Source organism: Streptosporangium sp. NBC_01755, assembly GCF_035917995.1.
Lineage (GTDB): Bacteria > Actinomycetota > Actinomycetes > Streptosporangiales > Streptosporangiaceae > Streptosporangium.
The window spans coordinates 4,504,800-4,526,060 of the sequence record NZ_CP109131.1 but is presented as its reverse complement, the minus strand read 5'-3'; the positions used below and the strand labels follow the sequence as shown (position 1 = coordinate 4,526,060).

At 70.4% G+C, this 21,261-nt stretch carries 21 protein-coding genes; 5 read left to right on the top strand and 16 right to left on the bottom strand.

Features of this window, described 5'->3' with window-relative positions; translation table 11 throughout:
• Positions 1–460 precede the first annotated feature (460 nt).
• Positions 461–1,597 carry an N-acetylglucosamine-6-phosphate deacetylase gene (gene nagA / locus OG884_RS21880; RefSeq protein WP_326635640.1) on the top strand — a complete coding sequence of 379 codons (1,137 nt, stop codon included), beginning with the start codon at positions 461–463 and terminating at the stop codon, positions 1,595–1,597.
• A gap of 107 nt (positions 1,598–1,704) precedes the next feature.
• Here the strand turns inward: nagA and OG884_RS21875 are convergent, their stop codons facing one another.
• Together OG884_RS21875 and guaB are read right to left on the bottom strand one after the other, a co-directional pair.
• Positions 1,705–2,823, bottom strand: a complete 1,119-nt coding sequence (locus OG884_RS21875; protein WP_326635638.1) for a GuaB3 family IMP dehydrogenase-related protein — start codon at positions 2,821–2,823, stop codon at positions 1,705–1,707.
• 72 nt (positions 2,824–2,895) lie between these two features.
• Positions 2,896–4,377, bottom strand: a complete 1,482-nt coding sequence (guaB, locus tag OG884_RS21870; protein WP_326635636.1) for an IMP dehydrogenase — start codon at positions 4,375–4,377, stop codon at positions 2,896–2,898.
• Positions 4,378–4,668: 291 nt separating this feature from the next.
• Between guaB and OG884_RS21865 the strand changes: the two genes are divergently transcribed.
• Positions 4,669–5,046: a DUF5319 family protein gene (locus tag OG884_RS21865; RefSeq protein ID WP_326635634.1), complete on the top strand. Its 378-nt coding sequence runs from the start codon at positions 4,669–4,671 to the stop codon at positions 5,044–5,046.
• Positions 5,047–5,184: 138 nt separating this feature from the next.
• Here the strand turns inward: OG884_RS21865 and OG884_RS21860 are convergent, their stop codons facing one another.
• The 4 genes from OG884_RS21860 to groES all read right to left on the bottom strand — a co-directional run bounded on the left by OG884_RS21860 (position 5,185) and on the right by groES (position 8,394).
• On the bottom strand, positions 5,185–5,316 hold the full coding sequence (locus OG884_RS21860; protein ID WP_326635633.1) for a hypothetical protein: 132 nt from the start codon (positions 5,314–5,316) through the stop codon (positions 5,185–5,187).
• 142 nt (positions 5,317–5,458) lie between these two features.
• Positions 5,459–6,097: a sigma-70 family RNA polymerase sigma factor gene (locus OG884_RS21855; RefSeq protein ID WP_326635631.1), complete on the bottom strand. Its 639-nt coding sequence runs from the start codon at positions 6,095–6,097 to the stop codon at positions 5,459–5,461.
• A gap of 275 nt (positions 6,098–6,372) precedes the next feature.
• Positions 6,373–7,992 carry a chaperonin GroEL gene (gene groL / locus OG884_RS21850; protein ID WP_326635629.1) on the bottom strand — a complete coding sequence of 540 codons (1,620 nt, stop codon included), beginning with the start codon at positions 7,990–7,992 and terminating at the stop codon, positions 6,373–6,375.
• A gap of 90 nt (positions 7,993–8,082) precedes the next feature.
• Complete coding sequence (groES, locus tag OG884_RS21845; protein ID WP_030912806.1) at positions 8,083–8,394, bottom strand: co-chaperone GroES; 312 nt, start codon at positions 8,392–8,394, stop codon at positions 8,083–8,085.
• Positions 8,395–8,636: 242 nt separating this feature from the next.
• On the opposite strand from groES, the gene OG884_RS21840 reads away from it, so the two are divergent.
• The gene (locus OG884_RS21840; protein WP_326635627.1) at positions 8,637–9,803 is read left to right on the top strand and encodes a class I SAM-dependent methyltransferase; all 1,167 of its coding nucleotides are present in this window, start codon (positions 8,637–8,639) and stop codon (positions 9,801–9,803) included.
• Positions 9,804–9,995: 192 nt separating this feature from the next.
• Positions 9,996–11,240, top strand: a complete 1,245-nt coding sequence (locus tag OG884_RS21835; RefSeq protein ID WP_326635625.1) for a hypothetical protein — start codon at positions 9,996–9,998, stop codon at positions 11,238–11,240.
• A 123-nt stretch (positions 11,241–11,363) separates the two neighbouring features.
• Here the strand turns inward: OG884_RS21835 and OG884_RS21830 are convergent, their stop codons facing one another.
• Positions 11,364–11,891, bottom strand: a complete 528-nt coding sequence (locus tag OG884_RS21830; protein WP_326635622.1) for a MarR family winged helix-turn-helix transcriptional regulator — start codon at positions 11,889–11,891, stop codon at positions 11,364–11,366.
• Positions 11,892–11,999: 108 nt separating this feature from the next.
• Here OG884_RS21830 and OG884_RS21825 point away from each other — a divergent pair, with 108 nt between their 5' ends.
• Positions 12,000–13,058: an alkene reductase gene (locus OG884_RS21825; protein WP_326635620.1), complete on the top strand. Its 1,059-nt coding sequence runs from the start codon at positions 12,000–12,002 to the stop codon at positions 13,056–13,058.
• A 150-nt stretch (positions 13,059–13,208) separates the two neighbouring features.
• On the opposite strand, the gene tsaD is transcribed toward OG884_RS21825, so the two are convergent.
• The 9 genes from tsaD to OG884_RS21780 all read right to left on the bottom strand — a co-directional run bounded on the left by tsaD (position 13,209) and on the right by OG884_RS21780 (position 21,257).
• Entirely contained in the window at positions 13,209–14,240 is a 1,032-nt protein-coding gene (gene tsaD, locus OG884_RS21820; RefSeq protein ID WP_326635619.1) for a tRNA (adenosine(37)-N6)-threonylcarbamoyltransferase complex transferase subunit TsaD, read from the bottom strand.
• Entirely contained in the window at positions 14,233–14,685 is a 453-nt protein-coding gene (gene rimI / locus OG884_RS21815) for a ribosomal protein S18-alanine N-acetyltransferase (RefSeq protein WP_326635617.1), read from the bottom strand. Before rimI ends, tsaD begins: the two co-directional genes overlap by 8 nt.
• Positions 14,682–15,365 carry a tRNA (adenosine(37)-N6)-threonylcarbamoyltransferase complex dimerization subunit type 1 TsaB gene (gene tsaB / locus OG884_RS21810; RefSeq protein ID WP_326635616.1) on the bottom strand — a complete coding sequence of 228 codons (684 nt, stop codon included), beginning with the start codon at positions 15,363–15,365 and terminating at the stop codon, positions 14,682–14,684. The genes rimI and tsaB overlap by 4 nt, the downstream gene beginning before the upstream one ends.
• A gap of 119 nt (positions 15,366–15,484) precedes the next feature.
• Positions 15,485–16,039, bottom strand: a complete 555-nt coding sequence (locus OG884_RS21805; RefSeq protein ID WP_326635614.1) for a class F sortase — start codon at positions 16,037–16,039, stop codon at positions 15,485–15,487.
• Positions 16,040–16,045: 6 nt separating this feature from the next.
• Complete coding sequence (locus OG884_RS21800; RefSeq protein WP_326635612.1) at positions 16,046–16,714, bottom strand: hypothetical protein; 669 nt, start codon at positions 16,712–16,714, stop codon at positions 16,046–16,048.
• Positions 16,715–16,883: 169 nt separating this feature from the next.
• Positions 16,884–17,381, bottom strand: coding sequence for a tRNA (adenosine(37)-N6)-threonylcarbamoyltransferase complex ATPase subunit type 1 TsaE (gene tsaE / locus OG884_RS21795; RefSeq protein ID WP_326635610.1), 498 nt, complete (start codon positions 17,379–17,381; stop codon positions 16,884–16,886).
• Positions 17,378–18,466, bottom strand: coding sequence for an alpha/beta fold hydrolase (locus tag OG884_RS21790; RefSeq protein WP_326635608.1), 1,089 nt, complete (start codon positions 18,464–18,466; stop codon positions 17,378–17,380). Before OG884_RS21790 ends, tsaE begins: the two co-directional genes overlap by 4 nt.
• 20 nt (positions 18,467–18,486) lie before the next feature.
• Entirely contained in the window at positions 18,487–19,614 is a 1,128-nt protein-coding gene (alr, locus tag OG884_RS21785; protein WP_326635606.1) for an alanine racemase, read from the bottom strand.
• A complete protein-coding gene (locus OG884_RS21780; RefSeq protein ID WP_326635604.1) occupies positions 19,611–21,257 on the bottom strand; it encodes an NAD(P)H-hydrate dehydratase in 1,647 nt (548 codons plus the stop codon). Before OG884_RS21780 ends, alr begins: the two co-directional genes overlap by 4 nt.
• Positions 21,258–21,261 lie beyond the last annotated feature (4 nt).

Here is a 21,261-nt window from a genome sequence, read left to right as displayed (position 1 = left end):
ATCAGCGGTCCCGTGATGGGCACGTCACCGATGGCGATGGGATCCGGTATCACCCGGAGATGTCTTCTTCGCCTGCCATGTCATGCTCCGTTCCGCCACTACTGCCCGGCCACGGTATCAGCTGAGAGCCTCGTTTTCATTGGGATAAATCGGGGCCCTTGCCAGTCTGACCTGCCCCGACTCACCACCACTCGCCACCCCGCCACTCTTACCGATGCCGATGCCGATGCCGATGCCGACGCCGATGCCGATGCCGACGCAAACACAGACGCAGACGCAGACGCAGCCGAGCCCGACGCCGTCGAGCCCGACGCCGTCGAGTCCGGCTCTGGCCAGTCCGGCTCTGGCCGGGGAAGGGGCTGCCGGGGTCCGCGGGTGTCCCCGCCCCGGACGAATTCGTGGCGGCGACCGATGGTCGCGTCGAGATCACCCTTCCCCGGGAAACCGCGAGGATAGGGGCATGAGCATCACACTCGCTGACGCACGCATCGTGACCCCCGAAGGTGTCCACGGGGGCTGGCTCACCATTGAAGACGGCCGCATCACGCATGTGGGCCAGGGGTCCGCTCCGGGGCCGGGGCTCGGGCTGGGCGGCCGGTATGTCGTGCCGGGTTTCGTGGACATCCACAACCACGGCGGGGCGGGCGGCTCCTTTCCCACCGGCGATCCGGAGCAGGCGAGCCGGGCCATCGAGCTGCACGCCCGGCACGGCACCACCACGCTGATGGCCAGCCTGGTCACCGCATCCCTTGACGATCTGGCCAGGACCGCCGCCGCCCTTGCCGACCTGTGCGAGGACGGCCTGCTGGCCGGGATCCATCTTGAGGGCCCCTACATCTCCGCGGCCCGGTGCGGCGCGCACAACCCGGCGCTGCTGCGCGAGCCCTCGCCCCAGGAGCTCGCCGGGCTGATCAGGGCCGGGCGCGGCCAGGTGCGGATGGTCACCATCGCCGCCGAATTGCCCGGCGCGCTGGACACCGTACGGGAGGCGACGGCGAGCGGCGTGATCGCCGCCCTTGGCCACAGCGACGCCACCTACGCCCAGACGATCGCCGGGATAGAGGCGGGCGGCAGCGTCGCGACCCATCTCTACAACGCGATGCCGCCGCTGCACCACCGCGACCCGGGGCCGATCGCCGCGCTGCTCCAGGACGAGCGCGTCACGGTCGAGCTGATCAACGACGGCGTGCATCTGCACCCGGCCATGACGCGCCTGGCCTTCGAGGTCGCCGGCCCCGGCAGGACGGCGCTGATCACCGACGCGATGGCGGCGGCGGGCATGGGTGACGGCCTCTACGGGCTCGGCCCGATGAAGGTGGACGTGGTGGACGGGGTGGCCCGGCTGGCCGAGGGCGGCGCCATCGCGGGCAGCACCCTGACCATGGACGTCGCGTTCCGGCGGGCCGTGCGTGAGGTGGGCCTGTCACTGGCCGAGGCGTCCGAGATCGCCTCCCTGACCCCCGCCAGGGTGCTCGGCCTCGCCGACCGCCTGGGGTCCGTCTCGGTCGGCAAGCAGGCCGATCTGGTGGTGCTCACCGACGAGCTGGAGGTCTCCGGCGTGATGCGCAGGGGCTCCTGGATCACCGAACCCCGCTGAGCCGAACCCCGCTGAGCCGATCGCTGTCCGGCGACGCGGGAGAAAGTCCGGCGACGCGGGGGAAACGGCGAATGCCCGGCCGGTCGGCCGGGCATTCGCACGGAATGTCAGCTGACCTGCGGGGCGACGACGACCTCGACCCGCTGGAACTCCTTGAGGTCGGAGTATCCGGCGGTGGCCATCGTGCGCTTGAGCGCGCCCATCAGGTTCATTGAACCGTCGGCCACCGAGGAGGGGCCGTGCAGGATCTGCTCCAGCGTGCCGATCGTGCCGAACTCGACCCGCTTGCCCCTGGGCAGATCGGGATGCTGCGCCTCCGACCCCCAGTGGAAGCCCTGGCCGGGGGCCTCGACGGCCCTGGCCAGCGGCGAGCCGACCATGACCGCGTCCGCGCCCACCGCGATCGCCTTGGCGATGTCGCCTGAGGTGCCCATGCCGCCGTCGGCGATGACGTGGACGTAACGGCCACCGGACTCGTCCATGTAGTCGCGGCGGGCGGCGGCCACGTCGGAGATCGCGGTGGCCATCGGCACCGCCACACCCAGCACCGTGCGGGTGGTGTGCGAGGCGCCGCCGCCGAAGCCGACGAGCACCCCGGCCGCGCCGGTCCGCATCAGGTGCAGCGCCGCGGTGTAGGTGGCGCATCCCCCGACGACCACGGGGACGTCGAGCTCGTAGATGAACTGCTTGAGGTTGAGCGGCTCGGCCCTGCCGGAGACGTGCTCGGCGGAGACCGTGGTGCCGCGGATCACGAAGATGTCCACGCCCGCGTCGATGACCACCTTGTGGTACTGGACCGTGCGCTGCGGGGAGAGCCGGACCGCCGTGGCCACCCCGGCCGCCCGGATCTCCTCGATGCGGCGGCCGATCAGCTCTTCCTTGATCGGCGCGTTGTAGATCTCCTGCAGCCGCCTGGTGGCGGGCTCCCCCTTGAGCTCGGCCACCTCCTGCAGCAGCGGCATCGGGTCCTCGTACCGGGTCCACAGCCCTTCGAGGTCGAGCACGGCGAGACCGCCGAGCCTGCCGACCTCGATGGCGGTCTTCGGCGAGACCACGCTGTCCATCGGGCTCACCACGACGGGCAGCTCGAAGCGGTAGGCGTCGATCTGCCAGGCGATCGAGACCTCCTCCGGGTCGCGGGTACGACGGGACGGAACGATGCCGATATCGTCGAGCGCGTAGGCACGACGGCCGTTCTTGCCGCGGCCGATCTCTACCTGAGTCATATGTCTGTCTTTTCCGTTCCGTGGCGTGCATGGCGCACGCCACGTTTTCACGAGTGCGCGGTGCGCGCCGCTCTAGCGACCGTGGTAATTGGGGGCCTCGACCGTCATCTGGATGTCGTGCGGGTGACTCTCCTTGAGACCCGCCGACGTGATCGGCATCAGCTCGCACCGTACGTGCATCTCGGGGATCGTGCTGCATCCGGAGTACCACATGCCCTGGCGCAGGCCGCCGACGAGCTGGTGGGCCACCGCGGCGACCGGGCCCCGGTAGGGGACCTGCCCCTCGATACCCTCGGGGATGAACTTGTCCTCGCCGCCGACATCGGCCTGGGCATAGCGGTCCTTGCTGAACGAGGCGCCGCCGCGCTCACGGTTGCGGACCGCGCCGAGCGAGCCCATCCCCCGGTACGACTTGAACTGCTTGCCGTTAATGAAGATCAATTCACCCGGGGACTCCTCGCAGCCCGCCAGGAGCGATCCGAGCATGACCGAGTCGGCCCCTGCCGCGATGGCCTTGACGATGTCGCCCGAATACTGCAGGCCGCCGTCGCCGATCACCGGAACCCCCGCGGGGCCGGCCGCGAGGGACGCCTCGTGGATGGCCGTCACCTGCGGGGCGCCGACACCGGCGACCACCCGGGTGGTGCAGATGGAGCCGGGCCCGACACCGACCTTGACCGCGTCGACCCCGGCGTCGACCAGCATCTGGGCGCCCGCGCGGGTGGCGATGTTGCCGCCGATCACGTCGACCTTGCTGTTGGCCTTGATCTTGGCGATCATGTCGGCGAGGCCCTTGGAGTGGCCGTGCGCGACATCCACCACGATCACGTCGACCCCGGCCTCGATCAGCGCGCTCGCCCGCTTCTCCGCGTCACCCCCGACGCCGACGGCCGCCCCCACGACGAGCCGGCCGTTGGCGTCCTTGGTCGAGAGCGGGTATTTCTCGCTCTTGGTGAAGTCCTTGACGGTGATGAGCCCGCGCAGCCGCCCCCCGGCGTCGACCAGCGGAAGCTTCTCGATCTTGCTCCGCCTGAGCAGCTCGAACGCGTCGTCGGTGGAGACCCCGACCGGCGCGGTGACCAGCGGCATCGGGGTCATGACCTCGCGCACCGGACGGTTGTGGTCGCTCTCGAAGCGCATGTCGCGGTTGGTGACGATGCCGACGAGCACGCCGCTCGCGTCGGTCACCGGGACGCCGGAGATCCGATAGGTGGCGCAGAGGCGCTCGACATCGGCGAGCGTCTCGTCCGGGGAGCAGGTGATCGGGTTGGTGACCATCCCGGCCTCGGAGCGCTTGACGAGGTCGGCCTGCTGGGCCTGGTCCTCGATCGACAGGTTGCGGTGCAGGATGCCTATGCCGCCCTGACGCGCCATCGCCACCGCCATGCGGGCCTCGGTCACCGTGTCCATCGCCGCGGAGATCAACGGAATCCGCAGGGTGATGCCCCGTGACAGCCGGGTGGTGGTGTCGGCCTGCCCCGGTTGCAGGTCCGAATACGCGGGCACCAGCAGCACGTCGTCGAACGTGAGCCCCCGCTCGGTGAACTTGGCCATCTGCAACCCTCCTGCCACGGCGCTCTCATGACGGGGAAAGGCGCCGACCCCCGGGTCACAGTTTAGAGTCTGGCGCCAAACTTGGTGGACGCGGGTGAAAGGCCGGATGCTCGGATCGTCCGCCTGGACCGCATACCCGGATCGGCGAGGTTTCTCGCACGCACCGGGGATCTTCGAGTCCCCGCGTCCAGGACCTCCCGGCCACCGCGGTCGCCTGCCCTTACCGCCCTGGATCGTCATACTCGTGCAGTTCGGGGTCTGTCTATCACATCCAGGCCATAAGGTGGGATCGTGCTCGATGATGTCCCTCGCGACCCGTTCGCGGATGACCCCGACGACCCGGCGGCGGCGCTAGGCGATCCTGACGATCCCGAGCCGCTGACCACGGACGAGCGCGACGAGGCCATGACCGACCTCGCCGACGTGGAGGTTTTCCGCTCACTGCTGGAGCCCCAGGGTGTGCTCGGCCTGGTGCTCGACTGCCCCGAATGCGGAGAGCAACACTACTTCGACTGGGAGTTGCTGCGCGGCAACCTGCGCCAGATGATCGAGAACGGCCAGCCCCAGGTGCACGAGCCCGCCTACCAGCCCAACCCCACCGACTATGTGAGCTGGGAATACGCCCGAGGCTACGTAGACGGCGTGATCGACACCGAGGAACACCGCTGATCCACGTCGTCGGTCGCACCAGCCCGCCCACCGCGAGCTGGAAGTGCGCCCGAGACTACGTGGACACCGAGGAACACCGCTGATCCACGTCGTCGGTCGCACCAGCCCGCCCACCGCGAGCTGGAAGTGCGCCCGAGACTACGTGGACACCGAGGAACACCGCTGATCCACGTCGTCGATCAAGGCGGCCAGCAGGGCGACCGCGGCGTCCGACGCGGGGACGGGCGTCCTGCCCGAGAGCGCCTCCACGAGTGCGTCGGTCTCGGCCACGGCCGGATCCTCGTCCGGCCCGTATCTTCGAGCCGGACGTCGCGGGTGAACCGTTGTCATGATCGTTCTCGCTCCGGGTCGTCGCGAGCCCCGTCCCGCGGTTCGGGCGCCTCCTCACGGCCCCTGCTCGACAGCTCGGCGGTCAAGCTATCGACTCCAGCTCCGCCATCGCTCGTAGCCGGGCCAGTGCCCTGTGCTGGGCGACCCGGACCGCACCTGGTGACATGCCAAGTACATTACCCGTCTCCTCCGCGGAAAGGCCCGACACCACTCGGAGCATGAGCAGTTCGCGCTGGTTGTCCGGCAGCCGCGACAGCAGCCGGCGGGCGTGTTCGGCCTCGATGTAGCGCACCACGGTCTCCTCGGGCCCCGGTCCCTCGTCGGGCCCGTCGGGAAGATCCTGGGTGGGCACGGCGGACCGCACGGAGCTGCGCAGCGCGTCGGCCACCTTGTGCGACGCGATGCCGAAGACGAAGGACGCGAACGGGCGCCCCATGTCACGGTAGCGGGGCAGTGCGGACAGCACCGCGATACATACTTCCTGGGCCACGTCGTCCGCGATGTGATACTGACCGGAAACCCGGCCCAGACGACCACGGCAATAACGGACGACCATCGGCCGCAGTTGCGCGATCAGAGATTCGATCGCGGCGCGATCCCCCTGAACGGCGAGGCTCGTCAGATCCTTGAGATCATCCCTATGGACAACCCCTTCGGACCTCGTCGCAAGCCTCACCCCATTTTTGGCGTCGGCGACGCATCCCTCGGTCACGTTAGGCATGATGCCCGCCCTGATAGTGCCTGTCGCCATCGCAAACGGCTACGGATTGGTCACATTGAGGTGGAGATAACGGCGCGTAATCGAGTGACGACCGCAGCGACTGCAGTATGTACAAATATTTCATTCGATTGCCAAATACGGCGACTATTCGTAGGAACCGTGTTCGCCCTTACGAGTGGCGTACCATGACGCGTTGAGGGCACATTTGGTTTACCGCAAAACGCGTACGGCTCGCGTCTCCCGAGAGACGCGAGCCGTACGGAACCGGTGAGGGATCAGTGGCCGTGGCCGTGACCGTGGCCCCCGGCGGCGGCCGGAGCCTCCTCCTCGGGCTTGTCCACCACGAGCACCTCGGTCGTCAGCAGCATGCCTGCGATGGAGGCCGCGTTCTGGACGGCCGAGCGGGTGACCTTGACCGGGTCGATGACACCCTGGGCGATCAGGTCGCCGTACTCGCCGGTGGCGGCGTTGAGGCCGTGACCGGCGGGCAGCTCGGAGACCTTGGACGTCACGACGTAGCCTTCGAGGCCGGCGTTCTCCGCGATCCAGCGGGCGGGCTCGACGAGCGCCTTACGGACGATGGCGACACCGGTCGCCTCGTCGCCGGTCAGGCCCAGGTCGTCGAGGACCTTGGAGACGTGGACGAGCGCGGAGCCACCGCCGGAGACGATGCCCTCCTCGATCGCCGCGCGGGTCGCCGAGATGGCGTCCTCCAGGCGGTGCTTCTTCTCCTTCAGCTCCACCTCGGTGGCCGCGCCGACCTTCAGCACGCAGACGCCGCCGGAGAGCTTGGCGAGACGCTCCTGGAGCTTCTCGCGGTCCCAGTCGGAGTCGGACTGCTCGATGGCGAGCTTGATCTCCTTGACGCGGTCGGCGATCGCCGAGGCCTCACCGGCACCGTCGACGACGGTGGTGGAGTCCTTGGTGATGACGACGCGCCGGGCGGTGCCCAGCACCTCCAGGCCGACGTGCTCCAGCTTGAGGCCGATCTCCTCGCTGACGACCTGGCCACCGGTGAGGATGGCGATGTCCTGCAGCATGGCCTTGCGGCGGTCACCGAAGCCCGGCGCCTTGACGGCGACGGAGGTGAAGGTGCCACGGATCTTGTTCGTGACGAGCACCGCGAGGGCCTCGCCCTCGACGTCCTCGGCGATGACCAGCAGGGCCTTCTTCGTCTGCGCGATCTTCTCTAGCAGCGGCAGGAAGTCGGCGACCGAGGCGATCTTGCCCTGGGTGATCAGGATGTAGGGGTCCTCAAGAACCGCCTCCATGCGCTCCTGGTCGGTCACCATGTAGGGCGACAGGTAGCCCTTGTCGAACTGGAGACCCTCGGTGAACTCGAGCTCCAGGCCCATGCTGTTGGACTCTTCGACGGTGATGACACCGTCCTTGCCCACCTTGTCGAACGCCTCGGCGATCAGCTCACCGATCTTGGCGTCCTGCGCGGAGATCGTCGCCACATTCGCGATCTCCTTCTTGTCCTCGACCGGGCGGGCCGACTCGATCAGCCGGTCGCTGACGGTCCTGGCCGCGATGTCGATGCCGCGCTTGAGGGAGAGCGGCTGGGCTCCGGCGGCCACGTTGCGCAGGCCCTCGCGGACCATGGCCTGGGCCAGGACGGTCGCGGTGGTGGTGCCGTCACCGGCGACGTCGTTGGTCTTGGTCGCCACTTCCTTGGCCAGCTGTGCGCCCATGTTCTCGTACGGCGCCTCCAGCTCGACCTCTCGGGCGATGGTGACACCGTCGTTGGTGATGGTCGGCGCACCGAACTTCTTGTCGATGACGACATTGCGGCCACGCGGGCCCAGCGTCACCTTGACCGCGTCCGCGAGAGCGTTCACGCCGCGCTCGAGAGCTCGGCGCGCGTCCTCCTCGAACGACAGGATCTTCGGCATGACAATCCTCTCTATAAGTACGTCGGCGCATCAAAGCCCCGGGCGCTCTCGCGACCCGGGGCTCGATACGTCATCTTTGTGAAGCGAGAACTACTTCTCGATGATGGCGAGCACGTCACGGGCGGAGAGCACGAGGTACTCCTCGCCGTTGTACTTCACCTCGGTGCCGCCGTACTTGCTGTAGAGGACCACGTCGCCCTCCTTGACGTCGAGCGGAATCCGCTTCTCGCCCTCGTCGTCCCAGTTGCCCGGACCCACCGCGAGGACCTTGCCCTCCTGCGGCTTCTCCTTGGCGGTGTCCGGGATGACCAGACCGGAAGCGGTGGTCTGCTCGGCTTCAAGCGGCTGGACCACAATGCGGTCGCCAAGCGGCTTAACGGGAACCTTGGTGGCGGTCGTCACGTCGGACCTCCCCTTCAGATTTGAATGATCTAGAAGAGGCGACCAGCGGTCTGCCGTCGCGGGTGTCAGACCTGCCTCGTCGCATGTATTTGGCACTCTCACCGGGAGAGTGCCAATACGGAACAGTATGCAAGGAGGGCTTGACAGTCAACACGAAGCGCCCTTCTGCGCTTCAGGCGAACGTCGAACCAGGTGGAAGCCCTTCGCAAAGCCCCACGGCGAAGGCGGTAGCGTCGGGTGGTGTGAATCTCGACGCATTCCGCGAACTTCTGACCCCGCGCGGCCAGGAGGCGCTGGGCGCGGCGGCCGAGGCCATCGGCGACGACCCGGTGGCGGCGGTGACAAGGTTAAGAAAGATCTACCATGCGGACCTGACCTCGGCTGCGCTCACCCAGGCCGAACTCAGGCTGCGCGCGAGGGAGAAGTTCGGCGCCGACGCCGGCCTCATGTACTTCACCCGGCCCGGTCTGGAGCAGGCCACCCGCCGCGAGGTCGCCGACCACCGGGCGCGGCGCGTCCCGGCGGGTTCACGGGTCGCCGACGTCTGCTGCGGTATCGGCGGAGACCTCCTCGCCCTGGCCAGGGCCGGCTGTGTCGTCGAGGCGGTCGACGCCGATCCGCTCACCGCCGCGATCGCGGCGGCCAACGCGGACGCCATGGGCTTCGGCGACCGGGTCTCGGTCCGCGCCGCCGACGCCTCCCTGCTGGACCCGGCCGCCTTCGACGTCCTGTTCGCCGACCCCGCACGCCGCACGGCGCGGGGCAGGACCTTCGACCCGATGGGGTACTCGCCCGCCTGGCCCGCCGTACTGGAGATGGTGGCCAGGGCCGGGGCCGCCTGCCTGAAGGTCGCCCCCGGGATCCCGTACGAGTTCGTCCCCGCCGGCGCGGAGGCCGAGTGGGTCTCCTACCGGGGCGACGTCAAGGAGGCCGTGATCTGGTGCGGCACACTGGCGGGCGAGACGGCGCGCAGGGCCACGATGCTGCCGTCGGGCGCCACGATGACGCCCGACCCCGCCCTCGGCGACCCCGGCACCGGCCCCGCGGGCCGCTACATCTACGAACCTGACGGCGCGGCGATCCGCGCCCACCTGGTCGCGGAGATCGCCGCGTCGGTCGGCGGGCACCTGCTCGACCCGCAGATCGCCTACATCACCGGCGATGTCGCGGCGCCGACGCCGTGGGCGTCGCGGTACGAGGTCCACGAGACGCTGCCGTTCTCGCTCAAGCGGCTGCGGGCGGCGCTCCGCGAGCGCGGGGCCGGCAATGTGACGATCAAGAAACGTGGCTCCGCGGTGGATGTCGACCGCCTCAGGAAAGATCTCCGGCTGCCCGGGGGTGAATCCGCGACGGTCATTCTCACCCGAATAGGCGACAGGCCATTTGCTTTCATATGCAGCCCCAGCTGACCAGCCAAAATGATTGATCATTCCAGCAAGCTGACAATTCCTATCTTTTAACCTCGCCGCCGGAAAACCTTGATCCAGAGGCTAAGGTTGCCGGTCAGGAGTTCTCTCTCGTCTCCGGTTCCATCTCGTTCATCGGCAGGACCGACCCAATCCAACCGCGCGGCTGAGCGTCGGCGAGTGAAGGAGCTCTCGGTGGATCACTCTGACCACACCCTGCTCCAGGCGGGCAGCCAGACCGCCATCTCCGACCGGATGCGCGAGCTCCTTGCCCGGGCGGCCCAGGACCATGTCTACGAGCAGCGGACCCAGGGCGCCGTGCTCGACGAGATCCGGCAGCGCCTGGAGGGCATGGAGTGGCTGCTGCGCGAGGTCAGGGAGCGCGAGATCGGCGGGCTGAACGGCACGCTCGAGTCCGTTCACGGGCGTCTGGACGACATCGCCGCCCGCCCGCCCTCCTGGGCCGAGGGCCTGGCCCAGCACGTCGAGGCGGTCCGCGACCACGTCGACGCCGTCGGCGAGCGGGTCGAGTCCTTCGGCCGCCGGGTCGACGCCGTCCGCGACCGGGTCACCCCCCTCGGCGAGCTGCCGAGCCTGTGGACCGATCTCGGCACCGTGGGCGAGAGCGTGGACGAGGCGCTCACCCGCCTCCGGGCGATCTCCGACGGCACCCAGGGCATCGACGAGCAGGTGAGGCAGCTGGCCGAGCACCTCGGCCGGCTCCAGGCCGACATGGGCATCGCGGCGCACCGGTTCGGTCGCCTGGACAGGGCGCTGGCCGACCTCTCCCAGCGCGCCGGGCGCATCGAGGCGGGGATGCTCGACCTGTCCGCCGGCGTCCAGCACGCCGTCGGCACGGCCGCCGACCGGGTGTTCGCCGCCGTCGAGCAGGTGGGCGGCAAGGTCGATCTGGTGGTGCCCAGGATCGACGAGCGCGCCGCCGCCGTCGAGAGTCGCGTCGACCGGCTGGACCGCCATCGCATGGCGGCGGGCGGCCGCTTCGACACCCTCGACGAGCGCCTCGACGACATCGAGGGCCGCCTCACCGGCCGGATGGACGTCATCGACTCCCGCCTGTCCACCCTGGACGGCCGCGCGGAGAAGTCCGGCGAGCGCCTGGAGAGCCTGGACGAGCGCATTGAGGCCCTGCCCTCCGTCCTCGGTGTCGGCGCCGGCGTCGGCGCGCTCATCGGCGCCCAGACCGACGAGCAGCGCGAGCGCTTCGACTCCCTGGACGAGCACGTCATCCGGGCCGAGGCCGCGCTGGCGCCGCTGGTCGAGATGCTCCGCGCCCAGCCCGACCGCGACCAGCTCTCCGAGGCCCTGAGCGAGACCGTGGAGCCCGCGCACGCGGACCTCACCCGCCGGCTGGGCGCCCTGGAGGAGACCATGCTGGCCCTGGCCGAGGCACTGCTCCGCCCCATCAGGGACAAGGACTGAAGGGACAGGACCGAAGGGTCAGGGACGGACCGGCCAGGGACAAGGGCTGAAGGGTCAGGGACCGACCGGCGCCCTCCCCGGCCGCTCAGTGCCCCGCAGCCGGCCGATCCCGTACGGGCGCCGTCAGCAGGTCCGCGCGGCGCCGAGGGCGTGGTCCGCGGCCGGGCCTTTCGCATCCGTCTCGCGGCACAGGTTGCCCCTGACCACGCCGAGCAGGGACGTCAGCTCCTCCGTCTGTTCCGCCGTCAGCCCCCGGGTCATCCGACGGTGCATCTCGGTGAGGACCCGGTCCACCTCGGGGCGGAGCGCGTGCCCCTTCGGCGTGATCTCGACGATGCTGATCCGCCGGTTGGCCAGGTCTGGCCTGCGGCTGACGAAGCCGCTGCGCTCCAGACGCTGTAAGGTCTTGGTCATGGTGGACACGTCGATGCCGACGATCTTCGCCAGCGCGTTCTGCGATTGGGGGCCGTTGTCCCACAGGGCGCCCAGCACGCGCTCCTGGCCCGGGTAGAGGTCGATCTCCCCGAGAAGGCTGGCGAGCAGGACCCGGTGACCGCGGCCGGTGTAGGCCATCAGGCAGTTGAGGTCACCGTCGTACTCGCCGCACCCCTTGGTCGCTTCGCACTCCTCGTCGAACAGCGGCTCCGCCATGTTCAGGTCCTTCCGTTCCCTTCCGAGACTACCGCTTGCATGTTGGCCGACCAAGTTGTAGAACTGCCTATTGGCTAGCCAAGTTGGTCGGCCAAGAAAGGATTCGTCATGCCGTTCGCACCGTTCACACTCGCCGGCCTCCAGCTGCCCAACCGCCTGGTGATGGCCCCCATGACCCGCTCGCGGTCCTACGCCGACGGGATCCCCTCTTCGCTGACCGCCCTCTACTACGCTCAGCGGGCCTCCGCCGGCCTGATCATCACCGAGGGGGTGCAGCCCAGCCAGGCGGGAAAGGGTTACATGGACACCCCGGGACTGCACACCGACGAGCAGGTGGCCGGATGGCGGGAGGTCACCGACGCCGTCCACGCGGCGGGCGGCAGGATCTTCGCCCAGATCATGCACTCCGGCCGGATCGGCCACCCCGACAACACCGGCGCGCTGCCCATCGGGCCGTCCACCGTACGACCGGCGGGACAGATCTTCACGCCCAACGGCATGCAGGACTACCCCACGCCGCGGGAGCTGACGACCGCCGAGGCGGAGGCGACCGTCCAGGACTTCGCGGACGCCGCCGCCCGCGCCGTGGAGGCGGGCTTCGACGGGGTCGAACTGCACGGCGCCAACGGCTATCTCATCCACCAGTTCCTGTCACAGAACGCCAACCTGCGCGAGGACCGCTTCGGCGGGTCGGTGGACAACAGGATCCGTTTCGGCGTGGAGACCGCGCGGGCGGTCGCCGACCGGATCGGCTCATCCCGGGTCGGTATCCGGTTCTCGCCGGGCAGCGGAGCGGGTGACCTGGTCGAGGAGGACATGCACGAGGTCTACCCGGCGCTGGCCTCCGAGCTCGCCGGGATCGACCTGGCCTACCTGCACCTGGTGGCGGGCTCCTCTGACGACCTCACCCAGGAGATCCGCAGATCCTGGCCGAACACCCTCATCGTCAACGACACGTCGATAGGCGACCCGGCCGCCAGGATCTCGCACTCGCTGGAGCGCGGCGCCGACCTGGTCTCGCTGGGCGCGTCGTTCCTGGCAAATCCCGACCTGCCGCTCCGCCTCCGCCTCGGCGCCGAGCTCAACCAGGCCGACTTCAGCTCGGCCTTCGGCGGCGACCACCGCGGTTACACGGACTACCCGGTGCTGGCCCTGCACTCCGCGTAGGAGCGGCGCGACCGGCGGCCGGGAACCGCCTCGAAGAGCCCGTACAGCCGCCGCCTACCGGGGGCGCGACGGCCGGCGGGCACCGGGGCCCCCGTGGACGGCCGCGAGCGTCACACTCAGCGCACCGGCCCCCGTGGACGGCCGCGAGCGTCACACGTGGACCGTGGTGACGGGCAGCGAGGAGTCGGCGGGGATGTCCAGCCGCGACGGCTCGACACCTGCCGCCACCAGGTCGGAGCCCAGGGCCGCCACCATGGCGCCGTTGTCCGTGCACAGCCCGGGGCTGGGGACCCGCAGCCGGACCCCGGCCGCCTCGCAGCGCTCCCGCGCCATCGCCCTCAGACGGGAGTTGGCCGCCACGCCGCCGCCGATCAGCAGGTCACCGACGTCGTACTCGGCGCACGCGCGCAGGGCCTTGCGGGTCAGCACGTCGACGACGGCCTCCTGGAACGACGCCGCCACGTCGGGCACGTGGATCGACTCACCCGCCTTCTCCCTGGCCTCCACCCACCGGGCCACGGCGGTCTTCAGGCCGGAGAAGGAGAAGTCGAGCGTCCCGTCGTCGTACTTGCCGCGGGGGAAGGCGATGGCCGCGCCGGAGCCGTCGCGGGCCACCCTGTCGATGTGCGGCCCGCCGGGGAACGGCAGGCCGAGCACCCTGGCCACCTTGTCGAACGCCTCACCCGCGGCGTCGTCCACGGTGGATCCCAGCGAGATGACGTCCCTCGCGACGTCGGGCACCAGCAGCAGGGACGAGTGCCCGCCGGAGACCAGCATGGCGATGCACGGCTTGGGCAGGGCTCCGTGCTCCAGCTGGTCCACCGCGACGTGGGCGGCCAGGTGGTTGACGCCGTACAGCGGCACGCCCAGGCCCAGCGAGTACGCCTTGGCGGCGGCGACGCCGACGAGCAGCGCGCCGGACAGGCCCGGCCCGGCGGTGACCGCGATCGCGTCGATGTCGGCGAGGCGCAGGCCCGCCCGTTCCAGGGCCCGCTCGACGGTCGGGGTCATCGCCTCCAGGTGCGCCCTGGAGGCGACCTCGGGCACCACCCCGCCGAAACGGGCGTGCTGCTCGACGCTGGAGGCGATGGCGTTGGCCAGCATGGTGTGCCCCCGGACGATGCCCACCCCCGTCTCGTCGCAGGAGGTCTCGATGCCCAGGACCACCGGTTCGTCACGCATGGAGATCCTTTCTCATCATGATCGCGTCGGTGCCGTCCTCGTAGTAGCGGAGGCGCAGGCCGATCTGCTCGAACCCGAACCTGTCATAGACCGCCTGCGCGCCCGGGTTGTCGGCGCGCACCTCAAGGAAGACCGAGACCGCGCCCCGGCGCGCGGCCTCGGTCAGCAGCTCGGTCAGCAGGGCGCCGCCGACACCGCTCCGGCGCCACTCGGCCAGGACGGCGATGGTCTGCACGTCGGCCTGGTCCCCCGCCGCGGCGAGGCCCGCGTAGCCGACGATCACCTCCTCGGCCAGGGCCACCACGTAGTGCCTGGTCCTCGGCTGGTCGTTGAGCTCGCCGCGGAGCATGCCCTCGCTCCAGGCGTCGGCGGGAAAGGTCTTGCGCTCGATCTCCATGACCGCGGGCAGGTCGTCGAAGGTCATCTGACGGAGCACCGTCGTCATGCGGAGACCTTCTTCGGCGCCGAGGGCACCCGGGCGTCGGGGCGGCGCAGGTAGATCGGGCGGGGCAGGCCGAGCACGGGGTGGGTGCCGCTCTCGACGACCGCGCGGACGCCCGGCTCGCCGAGTTGTTCGGCGGCCAGCGCGGCCAGCGCGCCCGCGTGGGGATACTCCGGCGCGTCCAGCAGCCGGGAGGCCCCGACGACCTCGGCGTACATCCGCGCGCCCGCACCGACCAGCGGGAGCTCCCCCGGCAGGTCCTGGGGCCGGTCCACCGCGGGGCCGGACAGCCGGGCGCGCATCTCCTGGTAGTGCCCCCAGAACACCTCCTTGCGCCGGGCGTCGGTGGCCACCAGGAACGGCTCGGTCAGCCCGCTGCCGTAGGCGATCGCGTCGAGCGTGCACACGCCGTACGCCGGGACGCCCAGTGACGTCGCGAGGGCCTGGGCGGTCACCAGTCCGACCCGGAGCCCGGTGTAGGGGCCGGGGCCGGAGCCCGCGACGACTGTGGTGACGTCGCGGAGCGAGGCTCCGGCCTCGCTCAGGACCGTCTCGATCGTGGGCACGAGCAGCTCGCCGTGGCGGCGCGCGTCGACCGTCGTCGACTCGGCGAGGACCCTCGCACCGTCGTGCAGCGCTGCTGTGACGGCGGGGGTTGCGGTGTCAAAGGCCAGGACCAGCACGAACAGTTAGCCTAGTCCTTCCCGGGAGGGCTCAGGAGCACTGCCCGCGTGGGGCGCGGGTGAGGGCCTGCTCGGCGGGTGGCCTGCCGCTCCCCCGTCCGAGCCCCAGGTGAGTGGGCTCAGGTCTTGACCAGGGTGGCGTAGACGATGAGGTTGTCGCGATATTCGTTGCTGTCCCAGTCGAAGGTCCCGCCGCAGGTGATGAGCCGCAGGCCGTCCTCAAGGTAGACCTTGTCGGCGGGGAACCGTTTCTTGCTGATCTGCTCGATCGTGTCCACCCGGTACTGGGCGACCTTGCCGTCGCTGCGCACCACCTTGATGACCTGTCCCTCCCTCATCTCCTTGAGCTTGTAGAAGACGGCGGGCGCGGTCTTGGTGTCCACGTGCCCGAGGATCACCGCGGAACCCTCGTCCCCGGGGACCGCGCTGTCCTTGACCCAGCCCGCACTGTTCGGCTTCTCGTACGGTGGCAGGTCGATCCGGCCGTCCGTCACACCGAGCTTCATCAGGGGCGCCTTGATACCCAGGGACGGGATGTCGATGCGGCTGGGCACGACCGAGGCGCGGGCCGGCGGCTTCTCCTCGCCGCCGCCCCTGCTGTTGAGTGCGACCACGACGGCACCGGTGACGACTCCGGCCAGGATGACCCTGGACCAGCGGGTGGAATCGGCCATCAGGGACTACGAGCGACGGCGACGCACGACCACGATGCCGATGCCGCCCGCCAGGCCGAGGGCGAGCAGGACGCCCGTCGTGCCGATCGGCGCGCCCGAGTCGGCGGGGCCTCCTGCCGCGGTGCCACCGCCGCCCGTGCCCGGCGCCTCGGTGCTGATGATCGTCCTGGTCGGCTTGGAAGTGGGCTTGGACGTCGAGGTGGAGCTCGGCTCGGTGTCGGACACGATCCTGAGGTTGGTCTTGCCTGTGTCGTTGGTCCCCTCGCACCTGGCGTTGACCTCGTAGACACCGGCGGCCGTGCCGTCGGCGACGGTGGCCTGACCGCGGACCCACGGGCGCGGCGTCGGGCTGGCGGTGTTCGCGGGAGCCGGTGTGGGCGTCGCGAGGATCGGGTCAAGGGTCACCGGGGTGCGGAAGATCCGGGATGACGCGGTGCCGCGGTGCTCGGGACCCCCTTGCGGGATCGGGCAGTTCGCCAGGACCCACACCTTCTGCCCGGCCTTGGCGCGGGCCGGCTGGAGCTGGACCTCGATGTCCTGCCGGCTGCTGCCGGAGTCAGGCGGGGCTGCCGTGGGCGTGCTCGTCGGGCTGCCCGAGTTGGCCTCCGCCGAGCACCCGGCAATCCCGAAAAGAACGATGGCTCCCGCAACCGCGACACGCTTGACGCTTGGCACCGTCGAACTCCACTTCGCCCTCCGGCCGACGACCCTCGCCCGGCACGATGTCCCACCTGTTCCCCATTAAACATGGGCAAACCCGCCAGAGTCGATCAACGCGCCCGACGATCTAGACCAATGGCTCGCAGTACCAGCGTGTCAGGATTTCCCCGTCCCCGTAGGCAAATCAGATGACACCTTCCCAACGCGGTCCGACCCCGCGCAGGGTCACGGTCCGTTCCTCGCCCGGCTCGCCGGACGCACCCCTGCCGATGAGGATCTCCAGCCGGTCGTCGGCGAGCCCCTCCACCAGGCCCTCGCCCCACTCCACGACGGTCACCGACTCCTCCAGCGAGGCGTCCAGGTCCAGGTCGTCGACCTCCAGGTCACCGCCGAGGCGGTAGGCGTCCACATGGACCAGCGCGGGACCGCCGGAGAGCGAGGGATGCACCCGGGCGATGACGAAGGTCGGCGAGGTGATCGGTCCGCGTACCTTGAGCCCTTCGGCGATCCCCTGCACCAGGGTCGTCTTGCCCGCGCCGAGCGGGCCCGACAGCACCGCCAGGTCTCCCGGCCGCAGCAGCGCGGCCAGCCTCTCGCCCAGCTCCCGCATCTCCTCGGCCGTCGCCACGATTCTCACCGCTGCGTCACTCCCGTCACCACTCGCACCCGTGTCCGAGCTCATCGGTCCTCGTCGCCCGCGTCGGCATCGGCATCGGCATCGGCGATCGCCCGCTTGAGCAGGTCGTGCAGCGCGTTGTTGACGACCGCCGGCCGCTCCAGATGGACCAGGTGCGAGCTCTCTGAGATCTCGGTGAACCGGGCGCTCGGCAGCGCCGCCGCCATCGCCTTGCTGTGTTCGACGGGGGTGAGCCAGTCCTTGTCGCCGACCATGATGGAGGTGGGCACCTCGTCCAGCACGCCCAGCGCGCTCAGCTTGTCGTGCGATATCAGCGCCGGGTAGAACTCGGCGATCACCTCGAAAGGGGTGGAACGGATCATCGACTCGACGAAGTCGACGACCGTGGGACTGACGTTCATGGAATCGCCGAAACCCAGGTGGCGCAGGGCCAGGAAGGCCACGTCATTGCCGACCTGGCGGCTCTTGTCGACCAGCGTGCCACCGCGCCTCAGGATCGACACCGTGCCCGGCGTGACCTTGTGCACCACCTTCGACAGCAGCGCGGGCAGGCCGAGGGAGATCTCGCCGAGCTTGCCGGGAGATGTGGAGATCAGCGCGACGCCCTTGATCTTGTCACCGAACAGCTCGGGGTGCCGGTCGGCCAGCGCCATGATCGTCATACCGCCCATGGAGTGGCCGACGAGCACGCACGGGCCCGGCACCAGGGCCTCGATGATCTCGGCCAGGTCGTCGCCGAGCCGGTCGATCGAGCAGTCTTTCGTCGGGATGCGCGGCGAGCGCCCATGGGAGCGCTGGTCCCACAGGACCAGGCGATAGGCGTCACTCAGGTCGCGCCGCTGGTAGTGCCAGGAGTCGAGGTTGAGCGTGTAGCCGTGGCAGAACACCACGGTCAGCGGAGCGTCCTGGACGCCGTCCACCTCGGCGTACAGCGGAACCCCGTCGGAGGTGGTGACCGTGGTGGGACGGCCCCGAAGCTCTCCCAGCGGCTCGCTCACCTCCAGGTCGGGGCGGAGTCTGATCCGGCCTACCGCATACCGCTTGGCGAGGGCCCCGGCGGCCACTCCCGCGGACGCGACACCGACGATCGCGCCCGCGATACCGACCTTGCGCCGTGTGGTAATACTCATGCGACCCCCTGAGCTGCCTTTCACCGGTAAACGCGTGGGACCCGCGAACCGATCCCGGTCACGATCTCATGCGTGATCGTGCCGAGAGAATCCGCCCATTCCTGGGCGGTCGGCTCACCTCGCGAACCGTCACCGAACAGGATCACCTCGTCGCCCTCCGCCAGCGGGTCGTCGCCCACATCGATCACGAACTGGTCCATGCAGACCCGGCCGGCGATCCGCCGCCTGCGGCCGCCCGCCAGCGCCTCCGCCAGGTTGGTGGCGTGCCTCGGGATCCCGTCCGCGTATCCGAGCGGGACAAGGCCGAGCGTGGTTTCCCGATCCGTGACGTACAGATGGCCGTACGACACACCCGACCCGGCGGGCACCCGCTTGACCAGCGCGATCCGCGCCATGAGCGTCATCACGGGGCGCAGCCCGAAGTCTCCGAGCTCGGGCACGGGACTCAGCCCGAAGGTCGCGATCCCGGGACGGACCATGTCGTAGTGTGCCTGCGGCAGCGTCAGGGTGGCCGCCGAGTTGGCGATGTGCCTGATGACGTGGGAGCCTCCGGCGCCCGCCTTCTCCGCGACGGCCAGCGCCTCGTCGAACACCATCAGCTGGGCCGCGATGGACGGATCTCCCGGAATGTCCGCGCTGGCGAGGTGGGACCAGAGCCCGGCGATCTCGACGGTCCCCTCGGCCTGTCGCCACAGCGCCCGATCGAGCAGGGCGGGCCACTCACCCGGTGTCGCACCGCCACGAGACATGCCGGTGTCGGCCTTCAGGTGCACCCTGGCCGTCCGGCCGGCCAGGGCCGCGGCGTCGGCGATCGTGTCGACCACCCCGGCGGAGCCCGCGGACAGCTCGATGTCGTGCTCGACCGCCTGCTCCAGGGGCTCACCGGGCGTGAGGATCCACGACAGGATCGGCGCGGTGATCCCGCCGGCCCGCAGCTGGAGGGCCTCGCGGACGTAGGCGGTGCCCAGCCGCCCCGCGCCGCCCTCCAGGCAGCCTCGCGCGGCGGGGACCAGCCCGTGCCCGTAGGCGTCGGCCTTGACCACTGCCATCATCTCGGCACCGGGAGCATGGCTCCCGAGCAGCGCCAGATTCTCGCGGATGGCCGAAAGGTCCACCCGTGCCTCGGCGGGAGTCATCGGGAAGCTCATCGTTCCAGTTTGGCAGGTGAGCGGCTCTGCCGGAGCCTGTTGACCAATGACCGCACCGTCTCCGGCAGGGCCTCGGCGACGTCGGAGGCGGCGAGAGGGCCTCGCCTACCGGCGATCCCGTGCAGGTAGGCGGCGCAGGAGGCCGCGTCATAGCCGCTCAGTCCGGCGGCCAGCAGCGCGCCCGCCAGCCCGGCCAGCACATCACCGGTACCGCCGGTCGCGAGCCAGGGACTTCCGGTGGGGTTGATCCTGACCGGCAGCCCTTTCCCGGCGACCAGCGTGGTCGAGCCCTTGAGCAGTACGGTCACGCCCAGCTCGGCCGCCGCCCGCCGTACGTTCTCCAGGCGCCGCGCCTCGATCAGCTCCCTCGGCACGTCCATCAGGCGGGAGAGCTCGCCGGCGTGCGGGGTGACCAGGACGGGCGCGTCGCGACGGAGCAGCCCCCGCTCCCGGGCCACCAGGGTCAGCGCGTCGGCGTCGACCAGCACGGGGACCTCGCTCGCCAGCACCGAGCGGGCGACGGCGTGTGCCTCTTCGCCGGTGCCGAGCCCGGGACCGAGCACCCACGCCTGCACACGCCCCACCTCCTCGACGCCCTCGCCCGGGGCGAGCGTGGTGATCACGGCCTCGGGCCAGCGGGCCCGCACCTGGGCCACCGGCTCGGCGCCCCCCGCGTAGCGGACCATGCCCACCCCCGCCCGCAGTGCCCCGCCCACCGCCAGCACCGCCGCACCGGTGTAGCGCTCGCTGCCCGCCGCGATCCCGACGACGCCCCGGCGGTACTTGTCGGAGGAGGCGCCGGGCCTGGGCAGCAGCGCGGCCACGTCGGCGTCCGTCAGCGCGGTCGCGTCGGGTTCCGGCAGGTGAGGGCCGAGGCCGATGTCGACGAGTTCCGCCCGGCCCGCGTGCTCGGCGCCGGGATCCACCAGCAACCCGGTCTTCCACGCCCCGAACGTGACCGTGGCGTCCGCGCGGACCGCCGCGCCCTCCACCCGGCCGCTGCTCGCGTCCACCCCGCTCGGTACGTCCACCGCGACGACCTCGCCCGGCGCGTCACTCGCGAGCCCGGCGAGAGTCGCGTAAGGCTCCCTGAGCACCCCGGCCCCGCCGATCCCGAGCATCCCGTCCACGATCAGGTCCGCCGCGTCGATCAGGCCGCGGACAGCCGTGCCCACCGGGCTCTCCCGGGGGGACTCCGCGTTCTCTCGGGGGGACTCCGCACTGTTTCGAGGGGACCCCGCGCTCTCCCGGGGTGACTCCGCGCTTTCTTGGGGGGACTCCGCGTTCTCCCGGGGGGACTCCGCACTGTTTCGGGGGACCGGCCGGCCGTCCGGGGCGGTCGCCCGGCCGCCCGCGCGGCGCAGGGCCTCCAGCCCCGCCTCGTGGACGCGCGTCCCCGCGATGATCGCGTCGACTCTGGCCCCCCTGGCGGCCAGGCGTGCCCCGGCGTAAAGGGCGTCGCCGCCGTTGTCCCCGCCGCCGACGAGCAGCACGACACGGGAGCCGTACACGCCGCCGAGCATCCTGGCGCAGACCGCCGCGAGCCCGGTGGCCGCCCTCTCCATCAGGGTGCCCTCGGGCAGGGTCGCCATCAGTGCCGCCTCGGCCGCCCTGATCTGGTCGGATGTGAACGCGGTCCGCATTCCA